Source organism: Kocuria rosea subsp. polaris (genome assembly GCF_001483755.1).
Taxonomy (GTDB): domain Bacteria; phylum Actinomycetota; class Actinomycetes; order Actinomycetales; family Micrococcaceae; genus Kocuria; species Kocuria cellulosilytica.
In genome coordinates this window covers 104,927-129,054 of the sequence record NZ_LQBK01000040.1, presented here as the reverse complement: position 1 = coordinate 129,054, position 24,128 = coordinate 104,927, and the positions used below count along the sequence as shown (strand labels likewise).

The 24,128-nt window shown below is 74.4% G+C and carries 22 protein-coding genes; 13 read left to right on the top strand and 9 right to left on the bottom strand.

From position 1 onward, the window contains the following. Window positions 1–83: 83 nt before the first annotated feature. Entirely contained in the window at window positions 84–1,085 is a 1,002-nt protein-coding gene (locus AVL61_RS15790; protein WP_058875270.1) for an HAD family hydrolase, read from the bottom strand. A 74-nt stretch (window positions 1,086–1,159) separates the two neighbouring features. Beyond that, complete coding sequence (gene serS, locus AVL61_RS15785; protein WP_058875269.1) at window positions 1,160–2,464, bottom strand: serine--tRNA ligase; 1,305 nt, start codon at window positions 2,462–2,464, stop codon at window positions 1,160–1,162. Window positions 2,465–2,625: 161 nt separating this feature from the next. On the opposite strand from serS, the gene AVL61_RS15780 reads away from it, so the two are divergent. Next, window positions 2,626–3,567, top strand: a complete 942-nt coding sequence (locus tag AVL61_RS15780; RefSeq protein ID WP_058875268.1) for a diacylglycerol/lipid kinase family protein — start codon at window positions 2,626–2,628, stop codon at window positions 3,565–3,567. Between the two features lie 24 nt (window positions 3,568–3,591). Here the strand turns inward: AVL61_RS15780 and AVL61_RS15775 are convergent, their stop codons facing one another. The 3 genes from AVL61_RS15775 to AVL61_RS15765 all read right to left on the bottom strand — a co-directional run bounded on the left by AVL61_RS15775 (window position 3,592) and on the right by AVL61_RS15765 (window position 5,393). Next, window positions 3,592–3,915 carry a hypothetical protein gene (locus AVL61_RS15775; protein ID WP_058875267.1) on the bottom strand — a complete coding sequence of 108 codons (324 nt, stop codon included), beginning with the start codon at window positions 3,913–3,915 and terminating at the stop codon, window positions 3,592–3,594. Between the two features lie 144 nt (window positions 3,916–4,059). Beyond that, the gene (gene pheA, locus AVL61_RS15770) at window positions 4,060–5,061 is read right to left on the bottom strand and encodes a prephenate dehydratase (protein ID WP_197412738.1); all 1,002 of its coding nucleotides are present in this window, start codon (window positions 5,059–5,061) and stop codon (window positions 4,060–4,062) included. Then, window positions 5,058–5,393: a rhodanese-like domain-containing protein gene (locus AVL61_RS15765; RefSeq protein ID WP_058875265.1), complete on the bottom strand. Its 336-nt coding sequence runs from the start codon at window positions 5,391–5,393 to the stop codon at window positions 5,058–5,060. Before AVL61_RS15765 ends, pheA begins: the two co-directional genes overlap by 4 nt. Window positions 5,394–5,717: 324 nt before the next feature. On the opposite strand from AVL61_RS15765, the gene AVL61_RS15760 reads away from it, so the two are divergent. From AVL61_RS15760 to gabT, 4 genes are all read left to right on the top strand, one after another. Further along, complete coding sequence (locus tag AVL61_RS15760; protein ID WP_082697233.1) at window positions 5,718–7,187, top strand: APC family permease; 1,470 nt, start codon at window positions 5,718–5,720, stop codon at window positions 7,185–7,187. Window positions 7,188–7,255: 68 nt separating this feature from the next. Next, complete coding sequence (locus tag AVL61_RS15755) at window positions 7,256–8,797, top strand: PucR family transcriptional regulator (RefSeq protein ID WP_058875264.1); 1,542 nt, start codon at window positions 7,256–7,258, stop codon at window positions 8,795–8,797. A gap of 297 nt (window positions 8,798–9,094) precedes the next feature. Then, window positions 9,095–10,633, top strand: coding sequence for an NAD-dependent succinate-semialdehyde dehydrogenase (locus tag AVL61_RS15750; RefSeq protein ID WP_197412737.1), 1,539 nt, complete (start codon window positions 9,095–9,097; stop codon window positions 10,631–10,633). Window positions 10,634–10,765: 132 nt separating this feature from the next. Continuing rightward, window positions 10,766–12,109: a 4-aminobutyrate--2-oxoglutarate transaminase gene (gene gabT / locus AVL61_RS15745; RefSeq protein WP_058875263.1), complete on the top strand. Its 1,344-nt coding sequence runs from the start codon at window positions 10,766–10,768 to the stop codon at window positions 12,107–12,109. A gap of 102 nt (window positions 12,110–12,211) precedes the next feature. On the opposite strand, the gene AVL61_RS15740 is transcribed toward gabT, so the two are convergent. Beyond that, window positions 12,212–12,652 carry a hypothetical protein gene (locus AVL61_RS15740; RefSeq protein ID WP_157571465.1) on the bottom strand — a complete coding sequence of 147 codons (441 nt, stop codon included), beginning with the start codon at window positions 12,650–12,652 and terminating at the stop codon, window positions 12,212–12,214. Between the two features lie 129 nt (window positions 12,653–12,781). Between AVL61_RS15740 and AVL61_RS15730 the strand changes: the two genes are divergently transcribed. Next, window positions 12,782–14,299, top strand: a complete 1,518-nt coding sequence (locus AVL61_RS15730) for an amidase (protein WP_058875260.1) — start codon at window positions 12,782–12,784, stop codon at window positions 14,297–14,299. Here the strand turns inward: AVL61_RS15730 and AVL61_RS15725 are convergent. After that, window positions 14,290–14,484 (bottom strand): hypothetical protein, encoded by a 195-nt coding sequence (locus AVL61_RS15725; protein WP_058875259.1) that lies wholly within the window; start codon window positions 14,482–14,484, stop codon window positions 14,290–14,292. The two genes, AVL61_RS15730 and AVL61_RS15725, sit on opposite strands and share 10 nt — an antisense overlap. Window positions 14,485–14,720: 236 nt before the next feature. Here AVL61_RS15725 and pgm point away from each other — a divergent pair, with 236 nt between their 5' ends. The 6 genes from pgm (at window position 14,721) to AVL61_RS15695 (ending at window position 21,211) form a co-directional block, all read left to right on the top strand. Then, window positions 14,721–16,355, top strand: coding sequence for a phosphoglucomutase (alpha-D-glucose-1,6-bisphosphate-dependent) (gene pgm, locus AVL61_RS15720; protein WP_058875258.1), 1,635 nt, complete (start codon window positions 14,721–14,723; stop codon window positions 16,353–16,355). Window positions 16,356–16,666: 311 nt separating this feature from the next. Next, window positions 16,667–17,200: a DUF4242 domain-containing protein gene (locus AVL61_RS15715; protein ID WP_058875257.1), complete on the top strand. Its 534-nt coding sequence runs from the start codon at window positions 16,667–16,669 to the stop codon at window positions 17,198–17,200. Window positions 17,201–17,314: 114 nt separating this feature from the next. Continuing rightward, window positions 17,315–18,406, top strand: coding sequence for an acyl-CoA dehydrogenase family protein (locus AVL61_RS15710; RefSeq protein WP_058875256.1), 1,092 nt, complete (start codon window positions 17,315–17,317; stop codon window positions 18,404–18,406). Then, window positions 18,382–19,137: an ABC transporter ATP-binding protein gene (locus AVL61_RS15705; protein WP_231738451.1), complete on the top strand. Its 756-nt coding sequence runs from the start codon at window positions 18,382–18,384 to the stop codon at window positions 19,135–19,137. Before AVL61_RS15710 ends, AVL61_RS15705 begins: the two co-directional genes overlap by 25 nt. After that, window positions 19,134–20,315, top strand: a complete 1,182-nt coding sequence (locus AVL61_RS15700) for an ABC transporter substrate-binding protein (protein ID WP_058875255.1) — start codon at window positions 19,134–19,136, stop codon at window positions 20,313–20,315. Before AVL61_RS15705 ends, AVL61_RS15700 begins: the two co-directional genes overlap by 4 nt. Then, a complete protein-coding gene (locus AVL61_RS15695; RefSeq protein WP_231738450.1) occupies window positions 20,312–21,211 on the top strand; it encodes an ABC transporter permease in 900 nt (299 codons plus the stop codon). Before AVL61_RS15700 ends, AVL61_RS15695 begins: the two co-directional genes overlap by 4 nt. A 3-nt stretch (window positions 21,212–21,214) precedes the next feature. Here the strand turns inward: AVL61_RS15695 and AVL61_RS17650 are convergent, their stop codons facing one another. Both AVL61_RS17650 and AVL61_RS15685 read right to left on the bottom strand, forming a co-directional pair. Next, the gene (locus AVL61_RS17650; RefSeq protein ID WP_082697232.1) at window positions 21,215–21,520 is read right to left on the bottom strand and encodes a CDGSH iron-sulfur domain-containing protein; all 306 of its coding nucleotides are present in this window, start codon (window positions 21,518–21,520) and stop codon (window positions 21,215–21,217) included. Next, complete coding sequence (locus AVL61_RS15685; RefSeq protein WP_058875254.1) at window positions 21,517–22,578, bottom strand: iron-containing redox enzyme family protein; 1,062 nt, start codon at window positions 22,576–22,578, stop codon at window positions 21,517–21,519. Before AVL61_RS15685 ends, AVL61_RS17650 begins: the two co-directional genes overlap by 4 nt. 187 nt (window positions 22,579–22,765) lie before the next feature. Between AVL61_RS15685 and AVL61_RS15680 the strand changes: the two genes are divergently transcribed. Continuing rightward, window positions 22,766–24,124 carry a uracil-xanthine permease family protein gene (locus AVL61_RS15680; protein ID WP_058875253.1) on the top strand — a complete coding sequence of 453 codons (1,359 nt, stop codon included), beginning with the start codon at window positions 22,766–22,768 and terminating at the stop codon, window positions 24,122–24,124. The last annotated feature ends 4 nt before the right edge of the window (window positions 24,125–24,128 follow it).

Here is a 24,128-nt window from a genome sequence, read left to right as displayed (position 1 = left end):
CCGGTCTGCCGAGACCCTATCATTCCATCCGCATGGATGTGATCCAGATCACAGGAAGGGGCGTGTGCGACGGCCGTGCGGCCTCAGAGCAGCGAGCGCAGGATGCGGGCGACACCGTCCTCGTAGACCGTGTGCGTCACCTCGTGGCACGCGGCCGCGACCTCGTCCGGGGACTGGCCCATGGCCACGCCGCGGGCCGCCCAGTCGAGCATCTCGATGTCGTTGCGGCCGTCGCCGACCGCGACCGTGTGGGACGGGTCCACGCCGAGCCGGCGGCGGACCTGCTCCAGGGCACTGGCCTTGGAGACGCCGTTGGCGGCGATGTCGAGCCAGGCGCTCCAGCCGACCGAGTAGGTGACGCCGTGCAGCCCGGCCTCGTCGATCGCCAGGGCGAACTCCTCCGGGGTGTGCTCGGTGCTGTACACCACCATGCGCACGGCCTTCATCCGCGCCAGCTCGTGCAGGTCCACGCCGATCGCCTCGATGCCGAAGGACGCGTCCTGGAAGCGCTCCGTGGAGTAGAAGGACCCGTCCTCGGTCTCGAGGGCGAACTTCGCGGTGGGCAGGCGCTGCTCGAGGGCCTCGAGGGCCTGGCCGGGGTCGAAGGAGACGCACTCGAGCACCCGGTGGTACTCCGGCAGCTCCGGGTCCAGCTCGAGCGTCATGCCCCCGTTGGAGCACACGGCGTAGCCGCGCTCCTGGCCGATCAGCTCGACCACGGGCAGGGTCGCCCCCTTGGAGCGGCCGGTGGAGATGACCACGTGGTGGCCGGCCTCGAGCACGGCTTGGGCCGCCTCGCGCACCGGCCGGGACATGTGGCCGTCGTGGTCGACGAGCGTCCCGTCGACGTCGAGGGCCACCAGGTACTGGACGCCGGCCTCCTTCTTCCACCCGTTCGAGCGGGGAGGCTGGACCTTGAGGGGGATCCGGACGTCGGCGGCGGAGCGCGCGGGCGCGGTGGTGCCGCCGGCGGAGTCGCTGAGGTCCTCCGAGTGATCGACCTTCAGCGGGACGGTGGAGTTGATGCCGACGAGTTCGTGCTGGTCCTCGGTGCCAGCTGTCTTTTCTTTTGTCATGCGGGACATGGTGCCACATCACACCGACAGGATGGCCGGGATTTCGACGTGAGCTGAACGGGAGCCGAACGCCGTCCGGCGGCTCAGCGACGGACCGGGATGACCTCCTGGCCGCGCAGGTAGGGCCGCAGCGCCTCGGGCACGCGCACCGAGCCGTCGACCTGCTGGTGGGTCTCGAGGATGGCCGCCAGCCACCGGGTGGTGGCCAGCGTCCCGTTGAGGGTGGCCACGGTGCGGGTGCCGCCCTTGCGGACCGCGCCGGCGGCGTCCGTGGTCTCCGGCAGCCGCTCCCGGATGTTGAGCCGCCGCGCCTGGTAGGTGGTGCAGTTCGACGTCGAGGTCAGCTCCCGGTACTTGCCCTGGGTGGGCACCCACGCCTCGCAGTCGAACTTGCGGGCGGCGGAGGTGCCGAGGTCCCCGGCGGCGGTGTCGATCACGCGGTAGGCGAGCTCGCACTTGGCGAGCATCTCCTCCTCCCACGCGAGCATCCGCGCGTGCTCGGCCTCCGCGTCCTCCGGGGAGCAGTAGACGAACATCTCGAGCTTGTTGAACTGGTGCACGCGGATGATGCCCCGCGTGTCCCTGCCCCCGGAGCCGGCCTCGCGGCGGTAGCAGGAGGACCAGCCGGCGTAGCGCAGCGGCCCCTCCGAGAGGTCGAGGATCTCGTCGGCGTGGAACCCGGCCAGGGGCACCTCCGAGGTGCCCACGAGGTAGAGCTCGTCCTTGCCCACGTGGTAGATCTCGTCGGAGTGCGCGACGTCGAAGCCCGTGCCGCTCATGATCTCGGGGCGCACGAGGTTCGGGGTGGTCATGGGGACGAACCCGTTGTCCACGGCCTGGTCCTGGCCCATGAGCAGCAGCGCGGTCTCGAGCCGGGCGACGTCCCGCTTGAGGAAGTAGAACCGGGCGCCCGAGACCTTGGACCCCCGCTCCATGTCGATGCCGTCCACGAGCTCGCCGATCTCGAGGTGGTCCTTCGGCTCGAGCCCCTCGGCGGCGAAGTCGCGGGGCTGCCCGACCGTCCGGAGCAGGACGAAGTCGTCCTCGCCGCCGGCGGGGACGCCCTCGAGGACGAGGTTGTCCACGACCGCGACGAGCTCGTCCTGCCGGGCCCGGGCGGCCTCCGACGCCGCCTGCGCCTCCTTGACCCGGGCCGCCAGGTCCTTCACCTCGGCGAGCAGGGCCTGCTTCTCCTCGCCCCGGGCGCGGGCCACCTGCTTGCCGAAGGCGTTCTGCTCGGCCCGCAGCGACTCGTACTCGGTGATCAGCCGGCGGCGCTCGACGTCGGCCTCCAGGATCCGGTCGATCAGGGAGACGTCCGCCCCGCGGGCACGCTGGGAGGCGCGGAAGACGTCGGGGTTCTCACGGAGCTGGTTGATGTCGATCACCCTGACAGGGTACCCAAGTCCTCCGGGGCGCGACCGGGTTAGGGTGGAGGCCCGCCGCGATCCGCCCGGCGCCCCGGGCCCGCGGCACCGCGCCACGGCCCACCGCCCCCATCGCACGGCGGCACCGGTCCCCCGGCGCCGCAGAACCGAGGAGTCCTTCCGTGACCGCCACCCCAGTGGCCCGCAAACGGGTCGCCGTCGTCATCAACCCCATCAAGGCCGACGCGGACGTCGCCCGTGACGCGATCATCATCGGCTGCCGCAAGGGCGGGTTCCCGGACCCGGTGTTCTTCGAGACGGCGGAGGACGACCCGGGCGCCGCCATGACCCGGCGGGCGCTCGAGCAGGACGCCGACCTGATCGTCGCCGCCGGGGGCGACGGCACGGTCCGGGCCGTCGCGGAGGCCCTGATCGGCCACGACACCCCGCTGGGCCTGATCCCACTGGGCACCGGCAACCTGCTGGCCCGCAACCTGGGGGCCGACCTCGGCGATCCGCACCGCAACGTGGACATCGCGCTCTTCGGCGCGGAGCGCGCCATCGACATGGCCTCGTTCCGCGTGGAGCTCCAGGACGGGACGGTGCGGGACCACGCGTTCTGCGTCATGGGCGGGGCCGGCTTCGACGCCCAGATCATGACGGACACCCGGGACGAGCTGAAGAAGCTGGTCGGCTGGGCGGCCTACGGGGAGGCCGGGGTCCGGCACCTGATCGCGCCCCCGCGGTGGGCCCGCTTCCGGATCGACGAGGGCGAGTGGCAGAGCCGCCGGGTCCGCTCCGTGATGGCGGCCAACTGCGGGATCCTGACCGCGGGCCTGATCCTGGTCCCGCAGGCGAAGATCAACGACGGCCTGCTGGACCTCGTGGTGATGTCCCCGCGCAGCACGCTCGAGTGGGCGCTGATGGCCGCCAAGGTCGTGTTCCGGCAGCGGCGGGACCTGCCCGTGATCGAGTTCTTCGCCGCGAAGAAGGTGCGCGTGGAGTTCCACGAGCCCATCGAGTCCCAGATGGACGGGGACGGCACCGGGGTGATCACCGGGTTCGAATCCGAGATCCTCCCGGGCGCGCTCTCCGTGCGGGTGCCGCCCACGCAGGGCGACTGACGCCCGCGCCGCTGCCGGCGCGGGTCAGCCGGCCGGGTCGGGCCTGCGGCTCAGGCCCGCCACGAACGCGCCCACGAGGGCGAGCACGGCCAGGCCCGTGGCCACGAGCGGGCCCCGGCCGCGGTCCGGAAGGGAGGCGCCCGGCTCGGGGACCACGCGGGAGGCCGGCACGAGCTCGAGCGCGTCGGCGGCCGTCGGGTCGCCGACGACGGGACCGGGGCCCGCCTCGACGCGGACCACCTCGGTGGGCCCGGGCGGCGCGGCCGCCGCGGGCGGCGCGGCGAGCGCGCAGGCCAGGAGGGCGGGGGCCGCGGCGAGGGCGAGTCGGCGGGCGGCGGGGACGGGCATGGTGGCACCTCCGGTCGGGCTCGGTCCCGACCCGGGGGGTCGATCGACACCGGCTGAAGATCGCGGGCACGGACGCGCCCGCACTCCCCATGGTGCATGTATTCGCAATTGCTAACAAGCGGGGGTGCGGTGCGCGTCCTCCCGTTACGCGGAGCCCGGCGCGGAGGGGGCTGACGGGGCGCCCGGGGCCCGGTGCGCGCGCCCCTGCAGGGCCGCGACCCAGGCCTCCGCCTCGCGGAAGGCGCCGTCGGAGTGCTGCCGGGCGACGGTCGCGACCTTGTGGTCGGCCCGCGGATAGGACCCGAGGAAGCGCGTGCTGGGACAGACCCGGCGCAGCCCCTCGAGGGCCTCGGCCACCCGGGCGTCGAGGATGTGGCCGTCCACGTCCACGCTGAAGAAGTACTCGCCGAGGAAGTTGCCCGTGGGGCGGGACTCGATCCGGGAGAGGTTGACCCCCCGGGTCGCGAACTGCTCGAGGATCTCCATCAGGGCCCCGGCCCGGTCCTCCCACAGCGGGATGACGAGCGTGGTCCGGTCCGCGCCCGTGCGCGGCGGCAGCGGCGCCCCGGGCCGGGCCACGAGCACGAACCGGGTGACGGCGGCCCGGTTGTCCCCGATGTCCTCCGCCAGCACCTCGAGCTCGGGGTGCTGCTCGACGACCACGGGCGAGCAGACGGCGGCGTCGAAGCCGGCGTCCCGGGCGGGCGCCCCGCGCCCCGGGCGGCCGGGGAGCAGCGCGAGGGCCGCCGCCGCCGTGGAGGACGCCGGGACGTAGTCGACGTCCGGCAGCCGCGCGTCCATCCAGCCGCGCACCTGCGCCCAGGCATGGGAGTGCGTGGAGACGGTGCGGACGTCGGCGAGCGCCGTGCCGGGCGGGGCCACCAGGACGAAGCTGATGGGCACCAGCGCCTCCCGGACGATGCGCAGCTCGCTGCCGGTGGCCACGGTGTCGAGGGTCGCGGTCACCCCGCCCTCCACGGAGTTCTCGATGGGCACCATGGCCGCGTCGACCTCGCCGGCGCGGACGGCCGCGAGGGCGACGGGCACGGAGGACACGGGGACGCGCTCCGCGTCCCGGGCGCCCTCCACGCCCAGCAGCGCGGCCTCGGTGAAGGTTCCGGCGGGACCCAGGTAGGCGTACCTCAACGGACGGTCGGGGTCTCGCCCGTCTCGGACACCATGGGCTTCTCGGCGTCCATCCACGCCCCCATGCCGCCCAGGACGTTGACGGGGTCGAAGCCGTACTGCTGGAGGTACGCCGTCGCCTTCAGCGAGCGGCCGCCCGAGCGGCAGATCACGTACACGTCCTCGTCCACCGGCACCTCGCCGTAGCGCTCCGGGAGCTGCCGGAGCGGGATGTGCTGGGCGCCGTCGATGTGCCCGGCGTCCCACTCCTCGTCCTCGCGCACGTCCAGGATGCGGGCGCCCTCGGGGATCTCCTCCACCGAGGCGCTGGGCAGGCTGTCCAGGTTCTCCATCGTCCGGGTCCTCTCTCTTGCAGGTGTGCTTGCGGCCGTCCTGCGACCGGCGGTTCTCTCGGCACCAGCCTAGTGCGCACCGCGCCGGCGCCGCCGGGCCGGGGCGGCCCGGCACCCGGTCGTGGTGCCCCGGGCGGGCGGCGAGCGGGGCGCGCCGGTGCCGGGACGGGTCGCCGCGGACGCCGCGGGCGGCCCGTTCCTGTCAGGGAGCACACAGAGTCGAAACATTGCCTGTATAAATTGTGCCCTCGCCGCCGGGAGTGCCGCGCGGCAGGTCCGGCCGGGCACCCCTGCCCGGCGCCCTCGACAGAAGGAACGACGCCCATGAGCACCACCGAACCCCGGGGCGCGACACCGCTCGCCCCGGACCGCGAGGACCACGGCTTCAAGAAGGTCCTCGGCCGCCTCGACGCGATCGCGCTCGGCTTCGGCGCGATGATCGGCTTCGGCTGGGTCATCCTCACCGGCGAGTGGCTCGCCGAGGCCGGGACCATGGGCGCCGTGCTGGCCCTGGTCACCGGGGGGCTGATCATGGCCGTCGTGGGGCTCGTCTACGGCGAGCTCGTCGCCGCCATGCCGTACGCGGGCGGGGAGCACAACTATCTGCTGCGCGGCATGGGCGCGCGCTGGGCGTTCGTGGGCTCCTGGGCCATCACGGGCGGCTACATCACCATCGTGGCCTTCGAGGCCGTCGCGGTGCCGCGCACCGCGCAGTACATCTTCCCGGGCCTGAGCCAGGTCCCGCTGTGGACGGTGGCCGGCTTCGAGGTGAACCTGACCTGGGCGCTGGTGGGGGCGCTGACCGCCGTGCTCATCACCGGGATCAACATCCGCGGCGTCAAGCACGCCTCCGTGGTGCAGATCTTCGTGATCCTCTTCCTGCTGATCGTGGGCCTCATGATGCTCTTCGGCGCGTTCACCGAGGGCTCCGTCGCCACCATGGAACCGTTCTTCACGCCCGGGACGGCCGGCTTCTTCCTCGTGCTCGTGACCGTCCCGTTCCTGTTCGTCGGCTTCGACGTCATCCCCCAGGTCTCCGAGGAGATGCACCTCCCGCCGAAGAAGCTCGGCGGCACCATCATCGTCTCCGTGCTGCTCGCCGCCGCCTGGTACGTGATGGTCGTGCTCACCACCTCCGCGTCCATGTCCGCCGAGGACCTCTCCGGCGCGGACATCGCGGTGGCCGACGCCATGGGCTCCGCCTTCGACAGCCCGGTCGTGGCCAACCTGCTCATCGCCGGCGGTCTCGCCGGCATCCTCACCTCCTGGAACTCCCTGCTCATGGGCGCGTCCCGGCTGCTGTGGGCGCTCGGCAACTCCCGGATGGTGCCGCGGTGGTTCGGCCGCCTGCACCCGAAGTACGGCACCCCGGCCAACGCCCTGCTCTTCGTGGGCGCCGTCTCCTTCGTGGCGCCGTTCTTCGGCGCGGAGATGCTCGGCTGGCTCGTGGACTCCGGCTCCCCGTCCATCGTGATCGCCTACGCCCTGGTCTCCGTGGTCTTCGTGATCCTGCGCCGGCGCGAGCCCGGCATGGAGCGCCCCTTCCGGATCGGCGGCCGCCGCCACGGCGGCACGGCGATCGGCGTGCTCTCCGTGGTCCTGTGCCTCGCGCTGATCAGCCTGTACCTGCCCGGCATGCCCGCGTTCCTGAGCGCGCCCGCCTGGACCATCTTCGGGCTGTGGTGGCTGCTCGGGCTCGTCTTCCTGCTGCGCATCCCCACCGGGATCCGGCCGGGGCCCGACGCCGAGCACCGGCTCGTCGCCGAGGTCGAGCGCCGCCGGCAGCAGGCCTGAGACCGCCGCGCGCCGGGGACGGCTGCCCTAGGCTGTCCCCGGCGCGCCGACGAGGAGGAGGACTGCCCATGGTCACGGTCGCCCAGGTGCTCGCCCTGCCCGGACTCGGACTGGAGCCCGTGGTCGGGGCGGCCACCGACCTGCCGGTGAGCTGGGTGGTGACCAGCGAGCTCGCCGACCCCACCCCGTACCTGGAGGGCGGCGAGGTCCTCCTGCTGACCGGCATCCACACCTCCGCCCGGGCGCACTCCTGGACGGAGTACGTCCGTCGGCTCACGGACCGTGGCGTCGTGGCGCTGGGGCTAGGCGTGGGCGAGCGGCTGTCCTACCCCGACGTGCCGGACGCGCTCGCCGCCGCGTGCCGGGACGCCGGGCTGACCCTGTTCCGGGTGCCGGAGCGCACTCCCTTCCTGGGCATCATCAGCGCCACGGCCGAGATGCGCGCGGCCGAGGCCCGCACCGCGCTCGAGGCGATGCTCTCCGAGCAGCGGAGCCTGACCCGGGCGGCCGTGGGGCGCAACGGCCCGGCCCGCGTGGTGCGCACGCTGGTGGCGGTGCTCGGCGGCGGATGGGCGGGCGTCTGCGCGGCCGACGCCCGGGTCGTGGAGCGCTCCGGGCCCGGCCTGCCCGCGCTCCCCTCGGGCCGGACGCTCCCCGAGCTCCTCGACCGGCTGCGCCCGGCCGGGCTCCGCGGGTCCCTGAGCGAGTCCGGCCCGGAGGGCGCGGTGGTCGTCCACCCCCTCGGGGTGGACGGCGTTCCCCAGAGCTACCTCGTGGTGGTCCTGCCCGGTCCGGCGGACCCCGTCCGGACGGGCGTCATCGCCACCGCCGTGGCCCTGCTCTCCCTGCACGCGGAGCGTGCCGCGGAGCAGGCACTGTTCCGCCGCCGGGTCCGTGCGGGGGCCCTCGCCCTCCTGCTCAACGGCGAGGTGCGGTCGGCGGACGCGCTGCTGGGGGTGGCGGACGACACGACCTGGTCGGCGGCGCCCCGGGTGCGGGTGGCCCGCCTGCGCGGCGGCGCCGAGGCGCTCCGGGACGGCGTGCGCCGCCTCGAGGCGGCCACCGGCCCGGGCGAGCGGCCCGTGCTCGTCGGCGCACCGGCCACCGGGCCCTCCGGCGAGCAGACGGCCGCGCTGCTGCTGGAGGACCTCCCCGAGCGGCTGGCCGAGGTCCGTGCCGCCGTGGAGGCCTCGGGCCTGCGGGCGGGCATCGGCGGACCGTCGACCGTCCACGGGACGGACGCGAGCGACCGCGGGGCCCGCGAGGCCCTGGAGCGCACCACGGACCGCCGGCCCGTCGGCACGTGGGACGACCTCGTGGCGGGCGGCGTCGCCGACCTCCTGCCGCCCGAGACCGCCCGGGCCTGGGCGCAGCAGCTGCTGCAACCCCTGGAACGGGCCGGGCGGACGGGCCTGCTGCGCACGTTCCTCGCGCACAACGGCAACCGCAGCGCAGCGGCCGACGCCCTGGGCATCCACCGCAACACCCTGCAGCAGCGGCTGCAGGAGATCGAGGAGGCGCTCGGCCGGTCCGTGGACAACCCGCAGCTGCGCGCGGAGCTGTGGCTCGCCCTGCGTCTCGCCGACCGGCCGGACCCCTCGGCGCCGTAGCCGGTCGCCGCGCTCCACGTCAGTGTGCATTGTGCACAGATTTCGGGCGACGATTCAGCAGCATGCTGGGGCGTCCGGGCGTTAGCCTGGGAGCAGTCGAGCGGCCGCCCGGCGCCGGTCCTGCACGGGGACGTCGTCACACCGTGACGACGTCCCCGCGGAGGAGCCCGGCCGGAGTCCTACGATGGACGGGCGGGCCCAGTGCTGTCGCCCGCCCGTCCGACGAACCCCTTGACGCAGCGCAGGCACCACCGGCGCCCGGTGGTGCGGTGCGCGTCGACCAGAGAGGCTGAACACATGAGCATCACGGAGAAGGCCCGCACGGCCACCGGCATGAAGGAGCGCATCGAGGCGGTCCTGGCCGCCACCCCCACGGGGCTGCTGATCGGCGGCCAGTGGCGCGAGGCCTCGGACGGGGGGACCTTCGAGGTCGAGAACCCGGCCACCGGCGAGGTCCTGGCCACGATGGCCTCGGCCACCCGCGAGGACGCCCAGGCCGCGATGGACGCCGCCGCCGACGCCCAGGAGTCCTGGGCCCGCACCCCGGCCCGGGAGCGCTCGGAGATCCTGCGGCGGGCCTTCGACCTCGTGCAGGAGCGCGCCGAGGACCTCGCGCTGCTGATGACCCTGGAGATGGGCAAGCCCCTGGCCGAGGCGGCCGGGGAGGTCAAGTACGGGGGCGAGTTCCTGCGCTGGTTCGCCGAGGAGGCCGTGCGCGACTACGGCCGCTACCTCGACACCCCCGAGGGCAACCTGCGGATGCTGGTCACGCACAAGCCGGTGGGCCCGTGCCTGCTGATCACCCCGTGGAACTTCCCGCTGGCGATGGCCACCCGCAAGGTCGCCCCGGCCGTGGCCGCCGGGTGCACCATGGTGCTCAAGCCCGCCCGGCTGACCCCGCTGACCTCCCAGTACTTCGCCCAGCTCATGCTGGACGCCGGGCTGCCGGCCGGGGTGCTCAACGTGGTCTCCTCCAAGTCCGCCTCGGCGGTGTCCGAGCCGATCATGGCCGACCCGCGGCTGCGGAAGGTCTCCTTCACCGGCTCCACCCCGGTGGGCAAGCAGCTCATGAAGCTGGCCACCGACAACGTGCTGCGCACCTCCATGGAGCTCGGCGGCAACGGGCCGCTGATCGTCTTCGAGGACGCCGACATCGACAAGGCCGTGGCCGGGGCGATGGCCGCGAAGATGCGCAACATGGGCGAGGCCTGCACCGCCGCCAACCGGCTGCTCGTGCACGAGGACGTCGTCGAGGAGTTCGTGGCGAAGCTGGCCGAGAAGATGGCCGCCCTCACCGTGGGCAACGGTGTGGAGGACGGGGTCACCGTGGGCCCGATGGTCGAGGCCAAGGCGAGGGACTCCGTGGAGGAGTTCGTCACCGACGCCGTTGAGCGCGGGGCGAAGGTCGTCGTGGGCGGTTCCCGGGTGGACGGGCCCGGCTACTTCTTCCAGCCCACCCTGCTGCGCGACGTCCCGCGGGACGCGAGGGCGGTGACCGAGGAGATCTTCGGGCCCGTCGCCCCGGTCGTCACCTTCGCCGACGAGGACGAGGCCGTGGCCCTGGCCAACGCCACCGAGTACGGGCTGGCCTCCTACGTGTTCACCGAGAACATCTCCCGCGGGCTGCGCATCGGCGACCGCATCGAGTTCGGCCTGATGGGCCTCAACGTCGGGGTGATCTCCAACGCCGCCGCCCCCTTCGGCGGGGTCAAGCAGTCCGGTCTGGGCCGCGAGGGCGGGGCCGAGGGCCTGCACGAGTACACCACCACCCAGTACATCGGCGTGGAGAACCCCTGGGCCACCGTCCCGACCCCCGGCACCGGCACCCCCGCCTGAGGTCCTGACCCGCGCTCCCTGCCCCGGGGCGGCGGTCGTCGCAGTCAGCTGCGGCGACCGCCGCCCCGCGTCGGCGCACGCCCGCTCGACGTCCCTGTCCCCACCCCCTCCCCACCGAAAGGAGATCTCGCCGTGACCGAGATCCAGTACCGCCTCGAGCAGGTCCGCCGTGTCGACGGGGCCCTCCCCGGCCCGAGGTCCCGCGAGCTCACCGAGCGGCGTGCCGCGGCCGTCGCCTCCGGAGTCGCCTCGTCCGTGCCCGCCTACGCCGCGGACGTCGACGGCGGGATCGTGCTCGACGTCGACGGCAACCAGCTCGTCGACCTCGGCTCCGGCATCGCCGTGACCACCGTGGGCGGCTCCGCCCCCGCCGTGGTCGCCAAGGTGCAGGAGGCCGTGGCGCACTTCACGCACACCTGTTTCATGGTCACCCCGTACGAGGGCTACGTGGCCGTCGCGGAGAAGCTCGCCGCGCTCTCCCCCGGCGACCACCCGAAGAAGGCGGCGCTGTTCAACTCCGGCTCCGAGGCCGTCGAGAACGCCGTGAAGATCGCCCGCGTGCACACCGGCCGCCAGGCCGTCGTCGTGTTCGACCACGCCTACCACGGCCGCACGAACATGACCCTGGCCATGACGGCCAAGGTCATGCCCTACAAGCAGGGCTTCGGACCGTTCGCCGGTGAGGTCTACCGCGTGCCCGTGTCCTACCCGTTCCGGGACCCGGAGGGCATGAGCGGCGCCGAGGCCGCCCGCCGCGCGCTGCTCCAGGTGGAGAAGCAGGTGGGCGCCGAGAACGTCGCCGCCGTCGTGATCGAGCCCGTCCAGGGCGAGGGCGGGTTCATCGTGCCGGCCGAGGGCTTCCTGCCCGCGCTGTCCGAGTGGTGCACCGGCAACGGCGCCGTGTTCGTCGTCGACGAGGTGCAGTCCGGCATCGCGCGCACCGGCGAGTGGTTCGCCGTGGACCACGAGGGCGTCGTCCCGGACCTGATCACCGTGGCCAAGGGCGTGGCCGGCGGCATGCCGCTGTCCGGCGTGGTCGGCCGCGCCGAGATCATGGACTCCGTGCACGCCGGCGGCCTCGGCGGCACCTACGGCGGCAACCCCGTGGCCTGCGCCGCCGCCCTGGGCGCGCTGCAGACCGTCGAGGAGTGGGACCTCGTCGCCCGCGCCCGCCGGATCGAGGAGGTCATCCGCGAGGAGCTGGCCCCGGTGGCCGAGGAGACCGGCATCGTGGGCGAGATCCGCGGCCGCGGGGCCATGATGGCGCTCGAGTTCGTCCGCCCCGGCGGCACGGAGCCCGACGCCGACGCGGCCAGGGCGATCGCCGCGGAGTGCCTCGCCCAGGGCGTCATCATCCTGACCTGCGGGACCTTCGGCAACGTCGTGCGCCTGCTGCCCCCGCTCGTCATCGGCGAGGAGCTGCTGCGCGACGGACTGCGGGTGCTCGCACAGGCCGTCCGCACCGCGGCCCGGTAGCACCGGCACCTCCCGAGGGGCTCCCCCGTCCGCCTGGCGAGTCAGCCGGCGGACGGAGGGGCCCCTCGCGCGTGCCCGGTCACGGACGCCCCCGGCGCGGCGTCAGCCGGAGCAGCGCTCCTGCAGGCCCCTGACCTCCTGCACCACGTCGATGAAGGAGCGTTCGCCCTGCCGGAAGCCGGAGACGGCCTCGCGGACCGAGGTCAGCTGCCCGGTCAGCTCGTCCGGGGCGGTGGCGGCGAGCTCGTCGACCTCCGCGAACAGTCCCGCGGGATCCTCCCGCAGCTGCTGCGGGGCGGTGCGGACGGTCTCGAGCACGCGGTCGCACGTCTGCCGCACGGTGGCGACCGAGGCGTCGCCCGAGGCCGCGGCGGCGCTCGTGGCGGTGGGCGTGCGCCCGTCCTGCCCGGGAACCTCCGCGGCCTCCCGCTCGGCGGAGGGAGCGGAGGGACCGGCGGCGGAGCAGCCGGTGAGGGCCAGGACCAGGACGGCCGCCGTCGCCGCGCGGGTCACCGCGGAACGGGGCGCAGGGGCTGTCGGCACGGGGATCTCCTGCGGGGTCGAGGTACACGAGGGGGGCGGGCACGCCCCGGCAGCCGCCAGCCTACTAGCCTGGGCCCAGCGCCCCGCGGACCCCGGAGGGCAGCGCACCACCGTCGGACAGGAGCAGCCGTGACCTCGATCGGAGACCTCAGCGCCGTGCAGCTGCGGGACGCGCTGGCGCGCGGAGAACTGCGCGCGGCCGAGACCGCCGAGCACTTCCTGGCCAGGATCGAGGAGCGCAACCCGGCCGTGGGGGCGTTCGTCCACGTGGCCGCGGACCTCGCGCTCGCCCGGGCCCGCGCGCTCGACGACCTGCCGGCCGGGACCGCGCGCGGGCCCCTGCACGGCGTGCCGCTCGCGCTGAAGGACCTGCACGACGTCGCGGGGATGCCCACCGGCTACGGCTCCGCCGCCGTGGCCGGCCGGCCCGGGGGCGCGCCCGTGGCGGAGGCCGACGACGACCTCGCGGCCGTGCTGCGCGCCTCCGGCGCCGTGTGCCTGGGCAAGACCCAGGTCCCCGAGTTCGGCCTGAACTGCTACTCCGAGAACCTCGTGGCCCCGCCCGCCCGGAACCCGCACGACCTGTCGGCGGGAGCCGGCGGGTCCTCGGGCGGCCAGGCGGCGGCCGTGGCGGCGGGGATGCTCCCGGTGGCGCCGGGCTCCGACGGCGGCGGCTCGGTGCGGATCCCGGCGGCGGCGTGCGGGCTGGTCGGGCTCAAGCCCAACCGCGGCCGGGTGCCCACCGCGGACGCGCAGTCGGACGCCGCACAGCTCGTGGTGAACGGCCCCCTCGCCCGCACGGCGGAGGACGCGGCGCTGCTGCTCGACGTCCTGTGCTCCCCCGCGCCGGGACCGGCGCACGGCAACGTGGTGCGGCGGGCGGTCCGCGCCGCCCCGCAGGAGTCGTTCCTCGACGGCGTGCGCGCGGCCCGGCGGGGCGACCTCCCCTGGGGGGACCGGCCGCTGCGGATCGGGGTGAGCACCGCCTCCCCGTTCGACACCGTCCAGGACATCGAGGTCTCCCCGGAGGCGCGCGCCGCCCTCGAGGCCGGCGCCGCCCGGCTGCGGGCGGCCGGGCACGAGGTCGAGGAGGCCGAGCTGTCCTACGACCCCGAGTACCCGGGCGCGTTCTTCGAGGTGTGGACCACGGCGATGGGCACCGCGCCCCTCGACGAGGACCAGGCCGGGAGGCTGACCGGGCTCGCCGGCGAGTTCCGGGCCCGCGCCCTGCGCCGGTCGGCGGTCGAGCTGGCGCGGGCCGTGACCGTCCTGCGCCGCGTCGAGCAGGACGTGGTGCGGGCCTACGGCGCCTGGGACCTGGTCCTGACGCCGGCGCTCGCCATGACCCCGCGCCCCCTGGGCTGGTACTGGGAGGGCTACGACCTCGCGGACCCCGCGGGCGCGGACCAGGACTACCGGCGCCAGTGCGGGTACACGCCCTGGACGTCGGTCGTCAACGTGGTGGGCCTGCCCGCGGTGACCGTGCCCACGCTGTGGACCCGTCCGGCGGGCGACGACGACGGTCCGGTCGTGCCGATGGGCGTCCAGCTCGTCGGCCGCCCGAGCGCGGAGGCGCAGCTGCTCGCCGTCGTCGCCCAGCTCGAGGACCAGGGTCTGCCCGGTCCTCGCCCGGCACGTCAGGAGTGACCCAGGGCCGCCTCTCCCGCCTCGGGGTCCTCGTCCGGGTCGGTGGCCGCCTCGGGGTCCTCCTCCGGCTCGAACCCGGTCGCGTTCTCGTCGGCCGTCAGCCCGATGCCCTGCTCGTTGTCCGGGACGGTGCCCTCCGGGCCCTTGCCCGAGCCCTCGGTCGTCTCGTCGGGTGCGTCGCTCATGGTGTCGGCCTCCTCGTTGGGTCCTGCCGTGGCTGGTGCCCTCATCCTGTCCCACCCGCCGCGATTCCTCCAGCCCCTGCGCACTCCCTCCGGCCCCCCGCTGCGCGGCCCTGCTTGTCCGCCCCCTCCGGCCCTCCCGCTGCGCGGCCCTGCTCGCGCGGCAGGGAGCGCGAAACCTGGCGACCCGATCGCGCGGCAGCCCCACGCGCCAGCCGCCCGGCGGTAGGTTGGGCGCCATGACCAACCGTGCGGGCACCGTCGCCCAACCCAGTGACCTCGTCGACCTCGGCAAGCTCCTCGACGCCTACACCGACGTCTCGCCCGACCCGTCGGACCCGGACCAGCGCGTGGCCTTCGGCACGTCCGGGCACCGGGGCTCGTCCCTCAAGGCCTCGTTCAACGAGCCGCACATCGCGGCGATCACGCAGGCCATCGTGGAGTACCGCACCGGCCAGCGGATCACGGGCCCGCTGTTCATGGGCAAGGACACCCACGCCCTGTCCGGGCCCGCGCAGGACACCGCGCTCGAGGTGCTGGCCGCCAACGGCGTGACCGTCCTGCTGGACTCCCGGGACGGCTACGTGCCCACCCCGGCGCTGTCCCACGCGATCCTGACCCACAACACGGGCCGGGCGGAGGGGATGGCCGACGGCATCGTCATCACCCCGTCCCACAACCCGCCCTCCGACGGCGGCTTCAAGTACAACCCGCCCAACGGCGGCCCCGCGGACAGCGACGCCACCGAGTGGATCGCCCAGCGCGCCAACCAGTTCCTCGAGAACGGCATGGCGGGGGTCCGCAGGATGCCCCTGGCCCAGGCGCGGGCGGCGGAGACCACCGGGGGCTACGACTTCCTCGAGGAGTACGTGCGGACGCTGCCGGAGGTCGTCGACCTCGACGTGATCCGTGACTCCGGCCTGCACATCGGTGCCGACCCCATGGGCTCGGCCTCCGTGGCCTACTGGGGCGAGATCGCCCAGCGCTTCGGGCTGAACATGACCGTGGTGAACCCGGACGTGGACCCCCAGTGGGCGTTCATGACCCTCGACTGGGACGAGAAGATCCGGATGGACTGCTCCTCCCCCTCCGCCATGGCCTCGCTCATCGGCAACCGGGACAAGTACGACATCGCCACCGGCAACGACGCCGACACGGACCGCCACGGCATCGTGACCCCCGACGCGGGCCTGATGAACCCCAACCACTACCTGGCGGTGGCCATCGACTACCTCTTCCGCGAGCGCACCGGCTGGTCCCCGGAGGCCGGGGTCGGCAAGACGCTCGTGTCCTCCTCGATCATCGACCGGGTGGCGGCTTCCCTGGGCCGTGAGCTCGTGGAGGTCCCGGTGGGCTTCAAGTGGTTCGTGCCCGGGCTGATGGACGGCTCGATCGGCTTCGGCGGCGAGGAGTCCGCGGGCGCGTCCTTCCTGCGCCGGGACGGCTCCGTGTGGTCCACCGACAAGGACGGGATCATCCTGGCGCTGCTGGCCGCGGAGATCACGGCCCGCACCGGGAAGACCCCGTCCCAGCGCTACGCGGAGCTCACCCAGCAGTTCGGCGCCCCCGTCTACCAGCGCATCGACGCCCCGGCGAGCCGGGAGCAGAAGGCCGCCCTGAAGAAGCTCTCCCCCGCCCAGGTGGAGGCGGACACCCTGGCCGGCGAGCAGATCACGGCGAAGCTGACCAACGCCCCCGGCAACGGCGCGGCGATCGGCGGGCTGAAGGTCACCACGAAGAACGCGTGGTTCGCGGCGCGGCCGTCCGGCACGGAGGACGTCTACAAGATCTACGCGGAGTCCTTCCTCGGCGAGGAGCACCTGCAGCAGGTCCAGCGGGAGGCCAAGGCCCTGGTGGACGGCGTCATCTCCTGACGGGTCCGGGGCGGTCCGGCCCCGGACCGCCCCGGACCGGGGCCGGACCGCCTCCCCCGCGGGGGCGCCCGCCCCGACCCGGGCACGCTCCCCGCGGAGGCCGTGCGGTCCCCGCCCGGGTCGGCCGGCCGCGTCCCGGCGGGCGGAGCGGGGGACATTGTGCACACGACAGGTCCCCGGCACCAGGGAAACGGGCGGAAGAGCCCGATGTTGCGAACCATGACGATTTCCGCGACGTCCGGCGGGCAGGAGCCTAGCCTGGAAACAGTGCCGGCGCGGCTCCGCCGCCTCCCTCGTCCGGAAGGAATCCCATGTCTCTCCACCTGCTCGAGATCGTTCCCGCCTCCGCGTCCAAGGACGCCGTGACCCAGCTGATCGGCACGGTCTCCGAGGCCGTCTCCTCGGCCGGCGCCGAGTTCATCGAGTCCCAGGTCACGGCCGACCACGGACGGGTGTTCGTGATCGTCGAGGCCGACAGCGGCGAGGGCCTCGCCCAGGCGGTGCGCTCCGCCGCCGGGGACGCCGCCGCGGAGGTCACCGGACCCGACGCCGTCCGCCTCGTGGGCGCCGAGCTCGAGGACATCAAGAAGCTCAAGGGCGACGCGCAGTACCTGGTGGAGTGGGACATCCCCGCGGAGATCACCATGGAGCAGTACCTGGCCCGCAAGAAGGCCAACTCCCCCAAGTACGCCGAGGTCCCCGAGGTCTCCTTCCTGCGCACCTACGTGCGCGAGGACACCGCGAAGTGCCTGTGCTTCTACAACGCCCCCGACGAGGCGTCCGTGGAGCGCGCGCGCCAGGCCGTGGGCACCCCGTTCGACCGGATGTTCAAGCTCAACGTCTGAGCGGACCGCAGCACCCGGCGCCACGGCGGCCCCCGCGAGCCGGGGGCCGCCGTCGTGCTTCCCGCCCGCCGTGCCGGCGGGCCCGCACCGCACTCCCCGGCAGAACGGAAGACCATGACCCAGTCCACGCGCACCCCGTCCACGGCCGGCGGCCCGGTCCCCGGGACCGAGCCGCTGCTCGCCCCGCTCGTCGACTACCCGGACCACGAGTTCGTCCGCCGCACCGCCGCGGCGCGGGCCCGCGACGTCGACGCGGCCACCGCGTCCCCGCTGACGACCCTGCGCGAGCTGGGCGACCGGGGGCTGCTGGACCTCGGCCTGACCGGGTCGCTGGCCCCGCAGGCCGCCGTCGTGTTCGACCTCGCCACCGAGTGCACCGCCACGGCGTTCTCCCTGTGGGCGCACCGGGCGACCGTCGAGTACCTCGCCGCCACCGGGACCGGGATCCCCGCGGACGTCCGGTCCGGGGCCGTGCCCGGGTGCTCGGCGATGGCGCCGGCGTTCAAGGACGCGGCCGGCATCGGGGAGATCCCCGTGACCCTCACCGACGGCGCCTCGGGGCCCGTCCTCAACGGCACCGTGCCGTGGGCCTCCAACCTGTACCCCGAGGGCCTCGTGGTGCTGCCCGCCGTGCGGGCCGACGGCTCCCGCGCGGTGCTCCGGACCCGGGTCTCGGCGCCCGGCGTGACGGTGCGGCTGCTCGAGAACCTGATGGCCCTCAACGCGACGGCCTCCGGCGTGCTCGTGCTCGAGGACGTGCCCGTCGACCTCGCCGAGGACCTGCTGAGCGAGGACGTCCCGTCCTTCCTCGCCGCCGTCCGGGGCCCCTTCCTGCTGCTGCAGACCGCGTTCTGCCTCGGCCTCTCGGCCGCCGCGCTGACCGCCGCCCACGACGCCCTGCAGGGCGTCGCCGAGGTCTTCCGCGAGGAGCTGGAGGAGGCGACCGCCGAGCAGCGGCGGCTGCGCACCGACCTGCTGCGCCTCGCGGACACGCCCCGCGCGGCGGGCCCCCGCGAGCTGTTCTCCCTCCGCCTGGACGCCGCGCTGCTCACGGGCCGGGCCACCCGGCTCGAGGGGAAGATCGTGGGCGGGCGCGGCTACGCCATGTCGTCGGCCACGGCCCGCCGCGCCCGCGAGGCCGCGTTCCTTCCCGTCCAGTCCCCCACGGAAGGGCACCTGCGGTGGGTCCTGCAGCACCTGGTCTGAGCCCCGCCCCGCGGCCCGCGCTCACCGTCCGCGGGCTGCGCAAGAGCTACCCGGGGGCCTCCGCCCCCGCCCTCGACGGGGTGGACCTGACCCTGCGCAGCGGCGAGACCCTCGCGGTGCTGGGCCCCAGCGGCTCCGGGAAGTCGACCCTGCTGCGGGCCATCGCCGGGCTCGAGCCCCTGGACGGGGGCAGCATCGAGTTCGGCGACGCCGACGAGCGCTTCGCCGTCGTCTTCCAGGACCCCGGGCTGTTCCCCTGGCTGTCGGTGCGCCAGAACATCGCCCTCGGCGGCCGGTACCGGCGCAACCGCGACCGCTTCGAGGACGCCCGCGTGGACGACCTGCTCGGGATCCTCGGCCTGGCCGCGCTGGCGCACACCCCGGTCCAGGAGCTCTCCGGCGGGCAGGCCCAGCGCGTGTCCGTGGGCCGTGCGCTGGCGGTGCGCCCCGACGTGCTCCTGCTCGACGAGCCCTTCAGCGCCCTGGACCCCGCGACCCGCAAGGACCTGCAGCTGTGGCTGCGCGGGCTCGCGACCGAGCTCGAGCTGACGGTCTTCCTCGTCACCCACGACGTCGACGAGGCCATCACCCTCGGCGACCGGATCGGCTTCTTCGCCGGTCCGCGCGGGTTCCGGCAGCAGTGGGTGCCGGCGCAGGACGGCACCACGGCCGAGCAGATCCTCGCCCACTACCGCGGCGGCGGGGACGACGACGGGAACTGGGTCATATGAGCACCGGCGGACCGAGCCGGCGGACCCTGCTGCGGGCCGGGGCCGGGGCCGCGGCCCTCACCGGTCTCGGCTGGGGCGCCGGGAGCCTCTACGCGGGCAGCCAGCAGGACGCCCGCGGCGCGGACGGCCCGGCACGGCCCGTGCGGATCGGGTACCTTCCCATCACGGACGCCTCCCCCCTGCTGGTCGCCCACGCCAACGGCTACTACGACGACGCCGCCGTCCCGGTCGCGGACCCGGTGCTCTTCCGCAGCTGGGCGTCCCTGTCCGAGGCGTTCGTGGCGGGCAAGGTGGACGCGATCCACATGCTCATGCCCATGGCCCTGTACATGCGCTACGGCCTGCGGGCCGACGTCCGCATCACGGCCTGGAACCACATCAACGGCTCCGCGCTCACGGTCCGCCCGGACGTGCAGCGGCTCGAGGACCTGTCCGGGGAGTCCGTGGCGATCCCGGCGTGGTGGTCCGTGCACAACGTGATCGTGCAGAAGCTGCTGCGCGAGGCCGGTCTCGTCCCGGTCATGCGGGAGGCCCCGTCCCGGCAGCGCCGCACCGTCGCCCTGCTGCCCATGGCCCCCTCGGACATGCTCCCGGCGCTGAACAACGGGGTGATCGGCGGCTACGTGGTCGCCGACCCGTTCAACGCCGCCGCCGAGGCGAAGGACGTCGGGAACATCCACCGGTTCCTCGGCGACGTGTGGCACGACCACGCGTGCTGCGTGACGATGCTGCGCGGCGAGCTCATCCGCAACCGCCCCGCGCAGGCCCAGGGGTTCATGGACGCCCTCGTCCGGGCCCAGGCCTGGGCCCGGCAGAACCGCCCCGAGACCGCGGCGCTGCTCTCCGCCGACTACCTCCCCCAGCCCCGGCCCGTGATCCAGCAGGCCCTGACCTACCACGCCGCCGAGCACCAGGGCGCCCTGCACCACCCCGCCTGGAACGGCGAGCGCCTGGACTTCCGCCCGTACCCGTACGCGAGCTTCACCGAGGAGCTGGTGCGCGCCATGCAGGAGACGGTCGTCGACGCGCCGGCCGGGTTCCTCGACGGCCTCGACCCGGCCGCCGCCCACCGCGAGCTCGTCGACGACACGCTCGTGACCCGCAGCATCGAGAAGGTCGGCGGGCTGGGCGTCTTCGGCCTGACCGGCACGACCCGCACCGAGGAGATCGCCCCATGAGCGCCCCGCACCGGACCCCGCAGGACGCCTCGGGGACCCCCACCGACCTCGACGACGTCGCCCGCACCGGCCCGTCCCGCACCGCGCCGGCCGGCTCCGGCCCGGGCGGCTCCGCTCCGGCGCGGACGGCCCGGCGCACCGGGCCCCGCTGGGCCGGGCCCGCCTGGGGCGTGTTCGGGGTGCTCGTCACGGTCGCCGTGTGGTGGGCGTTCACCCACGCCGCGGCGGGCGCCAGCACGATGATCGCCGCGTTCCAGCCCGAGCGCATGCCCGGCGCCGTGGCCTCGCTGTTCGAGCGGGGCGTGGTGGTCCAGGACGGCCTGACGAGCCTGTGGCGGCTGCTGTGCGGGCTGGCCGTGGCCACCGGGCTCGGCGTGCCCCTGGGTCTGCTCATCGGCTCCTACCGCCGCTTCCGGTGGACCAGCGCCCCGGTCGTGCAGTTCCTGCGCATGGTCTCCCCGCTGTCCTGGGCACCGGTGGCCGTGGCCCTGCTGGGGGTGGGCAACGCGCCCGTCGTCTTCCTCGTGGCCGCCGCCGCCGTCTGGCCGATCACCATGAACACGGCGGCGGGCGTGCAGGCGCTGGACCCGCTGCACCTGCGGGTCGCCGAGACCCTCGGGGCCACCCCGGTCGAGCGGCTGCGCACCGTGGTGCTGCCCAGCATCCGGCCGTTCGTCATGACCGGTGTGCGGCTGGCCCTGGGGATCTCGTGGGTGGTCATCGTCCCGGCGGAGATGCTCGGGGTCAGCAGCGGCCTGGGCTACGAGATCCTCAACGCCCGGGACCGGCTGGCCTACGACGAGATGCTCGTGGTGATCCTCGTGATCGGCCTGCTGGGCATGGCCCTGGACCAGCTCGCGCAGTGGCTGCTGCGCGAGCCCGCTCCGCGCCGCTGAGGCTCAGCGGGCGCGGAACCGGGCCCGCTTGTGCGAGCCGTCGCAGAACGGCTTGATGGACGAGGCCCCGCAGCGGCACAGCGCCACGGTGGCGCGCCCCGGGTCGATGGGCCGGTCGTCGCCGTCCAGCAGCTCGTAGCCGCCGCGCACCAGCAGCGGGCCGTCGGGGCACACGGTGATCGTCACCCGCTCACCGGCACCGCCGGCCGGGGCGGGACCGGGGAGCGCAGCGGGGCCGGGATCAGGGAGCGCCGTGGGGCCGGGGGCGGGGTCCGGCGCGGGGTCCCCGGCGCGGGGCTCCCCGCTCACCGGACGAGCTCTGCGGCGCCACGCCGTGCGGACCCCGCCGTGGCCGGGCGCAGCGCGGACTCCCCCGCCTCCCAGCGGGCGAGCGCCTGACGTGCGGCGAGGCCGTCCAGGTGCAGGACGCAGCGCGCGCCGAAGAAGACGTCGGCGGCGACGGCGGGGTCCTCGACCACGAGGCCCCCGGCCATGTCCCGGGCCGCGATCTGCTCGTGGGCGGCGTCGGCCTCGACGTGCTCGTCGTAGAACGCGGCCGCGGCGGGCAGCCCCAGGCGGTGGAAGCCCCGGGCCAGGAACCTGGAGGGCACGGAGGAGGTCATCTCGTACATGGCCAGGTGCCCCACCACCGCGCCGCGCAGCCGGCGGTGCAGACCGAACATCGTGACGGTGTTGACCCCGGCGAGCCACTCGGCGGGCACCCGGTCCACGGCGCTGCCGTAGGAGTCGTCGAGGCCGGCCTCGCGCATCCCGGCGGCGAACAGGGCCGAGTGCATCCGGGCGGCGTTGCCGCCCCCGTACTCGTCGACCTGGATCTCGATCAGCCCGGCCTTCGCCCGGCCGCTCAGCCGCGGGATGCCCCACGTGTGCGGATCGCCCTCCATGAGCTGGTAGACGGACTTCAGCTGCAGGAACTCCCGTGCCTGCTCCCCGTCCGCCCGGCCGGAGAGGTGGCGCGCGAGGCTCGGGCCGTCGTCCTCGGCGGCCATGGCGAACAGGGCGTCGGCGACCGACTGCGGCGTGCCGGGCACCGTGTCGACCGGCAGCTCCGCCCGCAGCCGTGCCTCGAGCGCGGCGGAGAGCACTTCCCTCGCCCGCAGCAGCTCGGGGTCGCTCTCCCAGCGGTCGTCGACCCCCTCGACGCCCTGGTAGTGCAGGGCGTGCAGGACGAAGAGGGCGAGCTGGACGTCGTCGTCCGCGAGGACGTCCTCCGCGCGGGACACGGCGGCACGGGCGGCCGCCGGCAGCGCCGAGGCCCGCTCCTCGGCCGCGGGGGTGCCGGGCTCCTCCCGGAGCACCGCGAGGAGGTCCTCGCCGAGCGGCCCTCGTGGCTGTGGCTGACGCATGTGTCGACTCCTGTCCGGGCGGTGGTGCTGGTCGCCCACCATCATAGTTTCCATCACCGTGCTGATCACATGGAGGGCCTCCGACACCTCCGGGCGGGAAGCAGGGCCCGCCCCGCCCGGCGGGGGGCACCGAGTACAGTGGTGGGGGCCCGGATCCGGGCTCCCACCCCGCCGTCGAGGAGACCCCATGAGTTCCCCCGTGCCCGGACGCAGCATCGCCACCCGCCTCGGCCTCGGCTGGCGCCTCCACGGCGACGGCCGCACCGTCACCGCCGGGGAGGTCGTGCGGCCGCGGGAGCGGCTCACCTGGCCCCGCACGGTCACGATCGGCGCGCAGCACGTGGTGGCCATGTTCGGCGCCACGTTCCTGGTCCCCCTGATCACGGGATTCCCGCCCTCCACCACGCTGTTCTTCTCCGGGGTGGGCACGATCCTCTTCCTGGTGGTCACCGCCGGCCGGGTGCCCTCCTACCTCGGCTCGTCCTTCGCCTTCATCGCCCCCATCGGCGCCTCGACGAACCAGTACGGCCCGGGCGGGGCGCTGGGCGGCGTCCTGATGGCCGGCGCGGCGCTGTTCCTCATCGGCCTGGTGGTGCAGTTCGCGGGCACGGCCTGGCTCCAGAAGCTCATGCCGCCGCTGGTCACGGGCACCATCGTGGCGCTCATCGGCTTCAACCTGGCCCCGTCCGCGCAGCAGAACTTCATGGAGGCCCCCGTCACCGCACTGGTGACGCTGTTCTCCATCATCCTCATCTCGGTGCTCTTCCGCGGCCTGCCCGGCCGGCTGTCGATCCTGCTCGGCGTGCTGATCGGCTACCTGACGGCGGTGCTCCGGGGCGAGGTGGACTTCACCCGGATCGCCGAGGCGTGGCAGCAGCAGGGCCTGTTCGGGCTGCCCCCGTTCCAGGCCCCCGAGTTCCACCTGCCCCTCATGGGCCTGTTCGTCCCGGTCATCCTCGTGCTGGTGGCCGAGAACATCGGGCACGTGAAGTCCGTGGCGCTCATGACCGGCGACGACCTCGACCCGTACATCGGCCGGGCCATCATGTCCGACGGGCTCGCCACCGTGATCGCCGGCTCGGGCGGCGGCTCCGGGACCACGACCTACGCGGAGAACATCGGCGTCATGGCGGCCACGCGCGTCTACTCGACGGCGGCCTACTGGGTCGCCGCCGTCGTGGCGATCCTGCTGAGCGTCTTCCCGGTCTTCGGCGCCGCCGTGGCCACGGTCCCCGCGGGGGTCCTGGGCGGGGCCGCGACCGTGCTGTACGGGATGATCGGCATGCTCGGCGTACGGATCTGGGTGCAGAACCGCGTGGACTTCTCGAACCCGGTCAACCTCACCACCGCGGCGGTGGCCATGATCATCGGGATCGCCGACTACACGTGGGAGGCCTCCGGGCTGCAGTTCGCGGGCATCGCCCTCGGCACCGCGGCCACGCTCGTCGTGTACCACCTCATGGCCTTCCTCGCCCGCGTGCGCGGGACGGTGGGCAGCGACCCGTTCGCCCCCGACGCCACGCGGCAGCCCTCTCCGCTGGGCTGAGCGC

What these genes read in the sequence shown, in the direction of transcription:
- AVL61_RS15790 (WP_058875270.1), bottom strand. Translation starts at nt 1,085, where the DNA reads ATGTCCCGCATGACAAAAGAAAAGACAGCTGGCACCGAGGACCAGCAC.
- AVL61_RS15775 (WP_058875267.1), bottom strand. Translation starts at nt 3,915, where the DNA reads ATGCCCGTCCCCGCCGCCCGCCGACTCGCCCTCGCCGCGGCCCCCGCC.
- AVL61_RS15765 (WP_058875265.1), bottom strand. Translation starts at nt 5,393, where the DNA reads ATGGAGAACCTGGACAGCCTGCCCAGCGCCTCGGTGGAGGAGATCCCC.
- AVL61_RS15760 (WP_082697233.1), top strand. Translation starts at nt 5,718, where the DNA reads ATGAGCACCACCGAACCCCGGGGCGCGACACCGCTCGCCCCGGACCGC.
- AVL61_RS15755 (WP_058875264.1), top strand. Translation starts at nt 7,256, where the DNA reads ATGGTCACGGTCGCCCAGGTGCTCGCCCTGCCCGGACTCGGACTGGAG.
- AVL61_RS15750 (WP_197412737.1), top strand. Translation starts at nt 9,095, where the DNA reads ATGAGCATCACGGAGAAGGCCCGCACGGCCACCGGCATGAAGGAGCGC.
- AVL61_RS15725 (WP_058875259.1), bottom strand. Translation starts at nt 14,484, where the DNA reads ATGAGCGACGCACCCGACGAGACGACCGAGGGCTCGGGCAAGGGCCCG.
- pgm (WP_058875258.1), top strand. Translation starts at nt 14,721, where the DNA reads ATGACCAACCGTGCGGGCACCGTCGCCCAACCCAGTGACCTCGTCGAC.
- AVL61_RS15715 (WP_058875257.1), top strand. Translation starts at nt 16,667, where the DNA reads ATGTCTCTCCACCTGCTCGAGATCGTTCCCGCCTCCGCGTCCAAGGAC.
- AVL61_RS15710 (WP_058875256.1), top strand. Translation starts at nt 17,315, where the DNA reads ATGACCCAGTCCACGCGCACCCCGTCCACGGCCGGCGGCCCGGTCCCC.
- AVL61_RS15700 (WP_058875255.1), top strand. Translation starts at nt 19,134, where the DNA reads ATGAGCACCGGCGGACCGAGCCGGCGGACCCTGCTGCGGGCCGGGGCC.
- AVL61_RS15695 (WP_231738450.1), top strand. Translation starts at nt 20,312, where the DNA reads ATGAGCGCCCCGCACCGGACCCCGCAGGACGCCTCGGGGACCCCCACC.
- AVL61_RS15685 (WP_058875254.1), bottom strand. Translation starts at nt 22,578, where the DNA reads ATGCGTCAGCCACAGCCACGAGGGCCGCTCGGCGAGGACCTCCTCGCG.
- AVL61_RS15680 (WP_058875253.1), top strand. Translation starts at nt 22,766, where the DNA reads ATGAGTTCCCCCGTGCCCGGACGCAGCATCGCCACCCGCCTCGGCCTC.